We start from the raw sequence: 7,782 nt of genomic DNA, 5'->3' as shown, positions 1-7,782 counted from the left end.
CCCCGCGCTCGGTGAGCACCCGGCTCACCTCCGCGTGGAACCCGTACAGCTCCAGAAGCGGCGTCGCGCCCATGCCGTTGACCAGAAGCGGCGGGCCGCCGTCGGGCCGGGCGCGGTCAGGCGGACGGCTCCGAGCGCTCCTCCGGCTCCAGCCCGGCCCGGATCAGGCCGTAGGTGTACGCGTCCTCCAGGGCCAGCCAGGAGGCGGCGACCACGTTGTCGGCCACGCCGACCGTGGACCAGCTCGCGGTGCCGTCGGTGGACTCGATCAGCACTCGGGTCTTGGAGCCGGTGCCGTGCTGGCCCTCCAGGATGCGGACCTTGTAGTCCACCAACTCGAAGGTGGCCAGCGGCGGGTAGGTGCCCTCCAGGGCCGTCCGCAGCGCCTGGTCCAGCGCGTTGACCGGACCGTTGCCCTCGCCGACGGCGATCCGGCGCTCGCCCTTGGCCCAGAGCTTCACCGTGGCCTCGTTGCCGGAGACCCCGCCCGGGCCCTGCTCGCTGATGGTCCGCCAGGACTCCAGGCGGTAGAAGCGGTCCCGGCTGCCGCGCACCTCGTCGCGCAGCAGCAGCTCGAAGGAGGCGTCGGCGGACTCGTAGGTGTAGCCGAGGTTCTCCTGCTCCTTCACCTTGGCCACCACCCGGCCGGCCAGGTCGCGGTCGGCGGAGAGGTCGTAGCCCAGCTCCTTGCCCTTGAGCTCCACCGAGGCCCGGCCGGCCATGTCGGAGACCAGCATCCGCATGGTGTTGCCGACCAGTTCGGGGTCGGTGTGCTGGTACAGGTCCGGGTCGACCTTGATCGCCGAGGCGTGCAGGCCGGCCTTGTGGGCGAAGGCCGAGAAGCCGACGTACGGCTGGTGGGTGGACGGGGCCAGGTTGACCAGTTCGGCGATCGCGTGCGAGATCCGGGTCATCTCGGCCAGCCGGCCCTCGGGCAGCACCCGGCGGTCGTACTTCAACTCCAGCGCGCCGACCACCGGGAACAGGTTGGCGTTGCCGACCCGCTCGCCGTAGCCGTTCGCGGTGCACTGCACGTGGGTGGCGCCGGCGTCCACCGCGGCCAGGGTGTTGGCCACCGCGCAGCCGGTGTCGTCCTGGGCGTGCATGCCGACCCGGGCGCCGGTCGCGGCGATCACGTCCGCGACGGTGTCCCGGACGCCGGCCGGCAGCATCCCGCCGTTGGTGTCGCACAGCACCACCACGTCCGCCCCGGCCCGGTGCGCGGTGCGCACCACGGCGAGGGCGTACTCGCGGTTGGCCCGGTAGCCGTCGAAGAAGTGCTCGCAGTCGAGGAAGACCCGGCGGCCCTGGCCGCGGAGGAACTCGACGCTGTCCCGGATCATCTCCAGGTTCTCGTCCAGCGTGGTGCGCAGCGCCAGCTCGACGTGCCGGTCATGGGCCTTGGCCACCAGGGTGACCACCGGCGCGCCGGAGGCGACCAGCGCGGCCAGCTGCGGGTCCTCGGCGGCCTTGCCGCCGGCCCGGCGGGTGGCGCCGAAGGCGACCAGCCGGGCGTGGCGCAGCTCCAGTTCGGCGGCGGCGCGGGCGAAGAACTCGGTGTCCCGCGGGTTGGCCCCGGGCCAGCCGCCCTCGATGAAGCCGACCCCGAACTCGTCCAGGTGCCGGGCGATGGCCAGCTTGTCCGCCACCGTCAGGTTGATGCCCTCGCGCTGCGCGCCGTCGCGCAGGGTGGTGTCGAACACGTGGAAGCTGTCGTCGGTACGGCTGACCTCGGTCATGACCCCTGGTTCTCCGTTCGGGGAGGTTCGTACTGCTCTGCCGGATTCTCGTCCCGGCTCCACTGTCCAGGATCCCGCGCGCGGCCCCGGTGTCCCCGGGCCCCTTGTGGGGGCCGTCGGCCGGTCCGAGGGCTGTGCTCGATGGGCGGAGCCCAAAAAAGCGAAAGACCCCTCGCGGGTGCGAGAGGTCTGCGCGCGGGTCTGGACGCTCGTGGTCGCTCCGCATCGGGTCGTGCGGGAGCGGTCACTGCGGACCGGCGCGCCTGCTGCCAATAATCAGCGAAAGCGAGGACACGCTCGTAGCTTGGCACAGCCTCCGGGATCCGGCCCGCCCGTCTCGCGATGCGGAACGGGGCAGGCCGGAGGGGGTGCCCGGCGTCCGTGGGATCAGACGATCTTGTGCAGCCAGCCGTGGGTGTCGGGGCGCTGGCCGCCCTGGATGGCCAGCAGGGCCTTGCGCAGCTCCATGGTGACCGGGCCGGGCTCGCCGGTGCCGACGGTCCAGTCGGCGGCCGCGGACTTCACCGAGCCGACCGGGGTGATGACGGCGGCGGTGCCGCAGGCGAAGACCTCGGTGAGGGTGCCGTCGGCGTTCGCCTGCTGCCACTCGTCGGTGGAGATCTTCCGCTCCTCGACCGCGTAGCCCAGGTCGGCGGCGAGCTGGAGCAGCGAGTCGCGGGTGATGCCGGGCAGCAGGGCGCCGGACAGCTCCGGGGTGACGATCTTCGCGTCCGCGCCCTCGCCGAAGACGAAGTACAGGTTCATCCCGCCCATCTCCTCGACCCACCGGTGCTCGGCGGCGTCGAGCCAGACCACCTGGTCGCAGCCCTTCTCGGCGGCCTGGGCCTGGGCGACCAGCGAGGCCGCGTAGTTGCCCGCGCACTTGGCGGCGCCGGTGCCGCCGGGCGCGGCGCGGACGTACTCCTTGGAGAGCCAGACCGAGACCGGCTTGACGCCGCCCGGGAAGTAGGCGCCGGCCGGGGAGGCGATGATCATGAACAGGTAGGAGTTCGCCGGACGGACGCCCAGACCGACCTCGGTGGCGAACATGAACGGGCGCAGGTAGAGGCTCTGCTCCGGCTCGTTCGGGACCCAGGCCCGCTCCTGCTGGACCAGCAGCTCGACCGCCTCGACGAAGGCCTCCACCGGCAGCTCCGGCATCGCCAGACGGCGGGCCGAGGCCTGGAAGCGCAGGGCGTTGGCCTCGGGGCGGAAGGTCGCGATGGAGCCGTCGGCCTGGCGGTAGGCCTTGAGGCCCTCGAAGATCGCCTGGCCGTAGTGCAGGGTCATGTTCGCCGGGTCCATCTCCACCGGCGCGTACGGGACCAGCTGCGCGTCGTGCCAGCCACGGCCCTCGGTCCAGCTGACGGTGACCATGTGGTCGGTGAAGACGCGGCCGAAGCCAGGGTTGGTCAGCCGGGCCTGGCGCTCCGCTGCCGACAGCGGGTGGGCGGAGGGCTTGAGGTCGAACGTGATGGGCGCCTGGGTGGGCGTGCTCATGGCTGTTTCCTTCACCGTGGGGTTCGTTCGGGCCGCCACCGCCGAAGGAACGTTACGGCTCTCCAACGCCGGAACGAACGCACAACGGCACGGCCCACTGTCGATACTCGCATCCAGAGGGCCGTGCCGAACAGCTGCCCGCTCCTTGGGGAGCTGCAAGCTGCGGTTATGCGGAGCGGCCCGGCCGGCCGGATCCGCTCGGGTTCCGGCCGGCCTAGCCGGCTACTCGCTCGGCGAGCACGTCGCCGACCTCGGAGGTGGACCGGTCGCCCGAGCGCTCGGCGAGGTCCGCCGCGACGGCGGCCTCCACCCGGGCGGCCTCGGCGGCGAAGCCGAGGTGCTCCAGCAGCATGGCGACCGACAGCACGGTGGCGGTCGGGTCGGCCTTGCCCTGGCCGGCGATGTCCGGCGCCGAGCCGTGCACCGGCTCGAACATGGACGGGAACTCGCCGCTCGGGTTGATGTTGCCGCTCGCGGCCAGGCCGATGCCGCCGGTGACGGCCGCGGCCAGGTCGGTCAGGATGTCGCCGAACAGGTTGTCGGTGACGATGACGTCGAAGCGCTCCGGCTGGGTCACGAAGAAGATGGTGGCCGCGTCGACGTGCAGGTAGTCGGTGGTGACCTCGGGGAACTCCGCGCCGACCTCGGCGAAGATCCGGGTCCACAGGTGCCCGGCGTGCACCAGCACGTTGTTCTTGTGCACCAGGGTGAGCTTCTTGCGCGGCCGCGCCTGGGCCCGGCGGTAGGCGTCGCGCACCACGCGCTCGATGCCGTACGCGGTGTTCAGGCTGACCTCGGTGGCCACCTCGTGCGGGGTGCCGGTGCGCAGCGAGCCGCCGTTGCCGACGTACGGGCCCTCGGTGCCCTCGCGGACGACCACGAAGTCGATCGCCGGCTGACCGGCCAGCGGGGAGGCGACCCCGGGGAAGAGCCGGCCCGGCCGCAGGTTGATGTGGTGGTCGAAGGCGAACCGCAGCTTGAGCAGCAGCCCCCGCTCCAGCACCCCGGACGGGACGCTCGGGTCCCCGATGGCGCCGAGCAGGATCGCGTCGAAGGCCTTGAGCTCGGCCAGCACGTCGTCCGGCAGCGTCTCCCCGGTCCGGTGGTAGCGCCGGGCCCCGAGGTCGTACTCGGTGGTCTCCAGCTTCACGTCGGCGGGGAGCACGGCGCCGAGGACCTTGAGGCCTTCGGCCACCACCTCCTGGCCGATGCCGTCACCCGGGACAACTGCGAGACGAATGGTGCGAGACATGCTCGGACCCTACTCCGCCGTCCCAGGGGCTGACACCTCACGTCCAGCATGCGGACTCGTCAGGTCAGGTCGATCTCCACGGGGAACGGCTGATCGACCTTCAACTGCTTGTGGTAGATCCCGGTCGGGAAGTACCTCTTGGAGGCAGGTTCCAGTTCGTACGTGTAGACGATCGGCTTTCCTTCGTCGTCGCTCTCCACACGCCAGAAGTGTTTGATACCCGCAACCGCGTACTTGCGGGGCTTGGTCTCCCGGTCACGCTCTTCGGACTCCTCCGACACGACCTCGATCGCGAGCAGGACGTCCGACGCTTCGCAGAAGGTCTGCTTCGGGCCGGTCGCCCCTCGCTCATCGACGACCAGCAGATCCGGTTCGGGTCGGTTGCGCTGGTCCAACCTGACCGTCATCTCCCGCCAGACTTCCCATCCCGTCGGTACAACAGCCTCCAGGGCCCGCTCCAGCCTGCGGAGCGTGCGCATGTGGAACGTGGTCTGCGGACTCACGAAGATCAGGCTCCCGTCGATCAGCTCGGTGTGCGGCGGGAGATCAGGCAGCCGGTCAAGGTCCTCTGCGGTGTAGCCACCAGCAGGAGGCCGAATCCAGTCGGGGTACGGCGCGATGCTCATGGTTCCTCCCATACGGGCATCCTGGCGGCCCTCTCAGGCTACTCGGCAAAGCGTCCACGGGCGTCACCCCTTTGAGGGGGCGCGGGTGGCGGGAGGTGCGCCGGGGGCGCGCTTAGGGTGGCGGGGTCCGGGATTCCTGGCAGAACGGGGCGCGTGGGTGAAGGCCGAACGGCGGCGGGAGGTGCTGGTCTGCGGGGCCGCGGCCGGGCTGGCGATGGGCGCTTTCGCGCTGGCGGCGGCGGTGCGCGGACGGTGGCCGGGCGGGGCCGACGCGATCGCCGTGCCGTACCACGCGCACCTGTGGGACCTGCTGCACGGGCAGGCCACCGGGGACCTGCTGTTCAACTGGAACAGCGGCTACGGCGTCCCGTTCCTGGCGGACTTCTTCGCCTACCTGATGAACCCGTTCTCCTGGCCGACCGCGCTCCTCCCCCGCGACCAGGGGCACCTCGCCGTCTTCCTGGTCGCCCTGGCCACCATCGGCCTCGGCACCGCCCTGATGGCCCACCTGCTCGGCCGGCTGCACCCCGGCCCCCGGTGGCTGCGGGTGTTCGCCGCCGTCGGGTACGGGCTCTGCGCCTGGGTGCTGGACATCGGCGGCGGGGCGCCGATGTGGCTGTGGGGCCTGGTCTCGCTGCCGCTGCTCGGCCTGGTCGGGGACTGGTGCCTGCACGAGCGCCGCTGGGTGGCCGGCGCGCTGTGCGTGGCGCTCGCCTGGGCGGGCAACCTCTACACCGCGGCGCTGGCCACCCTGATCGCCGGACTCCTGTTCGCCGTACGGCTGTTCGCCACCCCGCGCCCGTTCCGGCACCGGGTCCGGGCGACCGGGCGGGCGGTCACCCTGACCACCGCCGGGGTGCTGCTCGCCGCCCCCGTGCTGTTCGTCGCCGTCCGGGCCGCGCGCGGCGCCCAGCCGGAGTCCCCGGTGCAGCCGCTCGGCCCGTCCGGACTGGACGGGCACCTCGCCCAGTTGCTGCCCGCCATCACCGGCGGGCGGCCGTTGCCGGACGTGGCGATCGGGGTGCTCGGCCTGCTGCTGGTGTGCGGGCTGCCGTTCAACCGCCGGGTGCGGGTCCGCGAACGGGCGGCCTGGTGCGCGGCGCTGCTGCTGGTGGTGCTGAGCTTCGTCTGGACCCCGACGGTGCTGGTCTGGCACGGCCTGGCGATCCCGGCCGGCGGGCCGTACCGGGTCTCCTTCGTGCTCAGCGGCCTGCTGGTGCTGGCCGGTTGGGTGTCGCTCGCGCACCGGCCGGACCGGGTGACCCTGCTGGGCGGCGCCGCGCTGACCGCGACGATCGCCGCACTGGCGGCGGCCCGGGGCTCGGTGCACGCCTCCACCTGGGTGCTGCTGGGGGTGGGCGGCGCCGTCCTGCTGGCCGCGCTCGCGGCGCTGGACCGCCGGCACACCGACCGCCGGGTGACCGCGCTGGCCACCTGGGTGATCGGCGGCGCGGTGCTCGGCAACGCCGTCTGGTCCGGGTACGCGGCGCTCGGCGCGGCCCCCGACGACGGCGTCTCCCCCGCCGCCGTCCGGGCCGGGCACGCCGCGGTGCGGGCCGGCGCCGACTGGCCGGACCTGCGCAGCGACCCCGGCCCGCACGCCTTCACCCCCAACGACCCGCTGCTGCTGAACGGCCAGGGCGGCGGCTACTCCAGCGGCTACCTGCCGACCGTCGCCGCCCTGCTGCTGCACGACCTCGGCGCGGGCTGGACGGCCGGCGGGCGGCAGACCGGGGGCGTCACCGACCCGGTCGGCCGGGCCCTGTTCGGGGTCGGTGCCCACCTGGACGACGCACCGCGGCCCCCGGGCTTCACCGCCGTCCGGGCCCCCGCGCCGCCCCTGGTCACCGTGCTGCCGCCGGGCGCCCGGACGGCCACCTCCTCGGTCTGGTCCCGCCAGGAGTCGCTGCTCGGCAGCCAGGTGTACGACGCCCCGCTGCCCGTCCCGGCCGGCGGCCCGGCGCCCACCCTGCACGGCACCAGCGGCTGGTCGGTGCCGGGCGGTGCGGAGGGCACGGTGTTCACGGCCGCCTGCACCCCGGGCTCGACGGCGTACGTCCACCCGCTCTGGTACCGCGGCACGGTCAGCGGCCTGGGCACCGACTTCCGCAGCGACGGCGAGCAGCCCACCACGGCCGTGCCCGTGCACCGGCTGGGGACCGTCCCGGCCGACGGCACGGTCCGGGTGACCCTGCGCTCGGACGTGGTCAGCCAGGTCCCCGCCCGCCCGATCGGCTGCCTGCGGGCCGACGCCCTGGCGGCCGCCGTCACCCGGCTCACCGCCGCCGGCGCCACCCGGGTCGAGGCCGGCGGCCACACCCTGACCGCCGCCCTGCCGGCCGGCTCCACCGGCACCGCGCTGTTCTCCGTCCCCGCCACCGAGGGCTGGACCTGCGCCGTCGACGGCGGCGCCGGCGTGGTGCCCACCCCGGTCCTCGGCATGATCGGCGTCCCGCTCGGCGGCGGCGCCGGCCGGGTCTCCTGCGCGTTCCGCCCGCCCGGCCTCACCGAGGGCCTCACCGTCGCCTCCGGCACCGCCGCCGTGTTCGTCCTGGTCGCGGTCTTCGCCCGGCTCTCCCGCCGCCCCACCCGCGTCCCGCGCCGCGAGCGCCGACTGGCCGCACGGCACTGAGCGGACGACGCGAGGGCCGGACCGGGCCGAGGG

The 7,782-nt window shown here is 73.6% G+C and carries 5 protein-coding genes and 1 pseudogene; 1 reads left to right on the top strand and 5 read right to left on the bottom strand.

The features are described from left to right. From ACFV8H_RS40745 to ACFV8H_RS40725, 5 genes and pseudogenes are all read right to left on the bottom strand, one after another. A pseudogene (locus ACFV8H_RS40745) lies at nucleotides 1-109 on the bottom strand (dihydroxyacetone kinase subunit DhaK); the annotation flags it as partial. Nucleotides 110-116: 7 nt separating this feature from the next. After that, complete coding sequence (gene cimA, locus ACFV8H_RS40740; RefSeq protein ID WP_380409748.1) at nucleotides 117-1,739, bottom strand: citramalate synthase; 1,623 nt, start codon at nucleotides 1,737-1,739, stop codon at nucleotides 117-119. Nucleotides 1,740-2,126: 387 nt separating this feature from the next. Next, on the bottom strand, nucleotides 2,127-3,239 hold the full coding sequence (locus tag ACFV8H_RS40735) for a branched-chain amino acid aminotransferase (protein WP_375897203.1): 1,113 nt from the start codon (nucleotides 3,237-3,239) through the stop codon (nucleotides 2,127-2,129). Nucleotides 3,240-3,453: 214 nt separating this feature from the next. After that, nucleotides 3,454-4,491: a 3-isopropylmalate dehydrogenase gene (locus tag ACFV8H_RS40730; protein ID WP_380409746.1), complete on the bottom strand. Its 1,038-nt coding sequence runs from the start codon at nucleotides 4,489-4,491 to the stop codon at nucleotides 3,454-3,456. Nucleotides 4,492-4,550: 59 nt separating this feature from the next. Continuing rightward, nucleotides 4,551-5,117 (bottom strand): Uma2 family endonuclease, encoded by a 567-nt coding sequence (locus tag ACFV8H_RS40725; RefSeq protein ID WP_380409744.1) that lies wholly within the window; start codon nucleotides 5,115-5,117, stop codon nucleotides 4,551-4,553. A gap of 157 nt (nucleotides 5,118-5,274) precedes the next feature. On the opposite strand from ACFV8H_RS40725, the gene ACFV8H_RS40720 reads away from it, so the two are divergent. Then, nucleotides 5,275-7,749 (top strand): YfhO family protein, encoded by a 2,475-nt coding sequence (locus ACFV8H_RS40720; protein WP_380409742.1) that lies wholly within the window; start codon nucleotides 5,275-5,277, stop codon nucleotides 7,747-7,749. Nucleotides 7,750-7,782: the final 33 nt, after the last annotated feature.

It is taken from the genome of Kitasatospora sp. NPDC059827, assembly GCF_042731675.1.
In the GTDB taxonomy this organism is placed as follows: domain Bacteria; phylum Actinomycetota; class Actinomycetes; order Streptomycetales; family Streptomycetaceae; genus Kitasatospora.
Note: the sequence above shows the minus strand (reverse complement) of the source record. Positions and strands in the feature narration are given on the sequence as shown.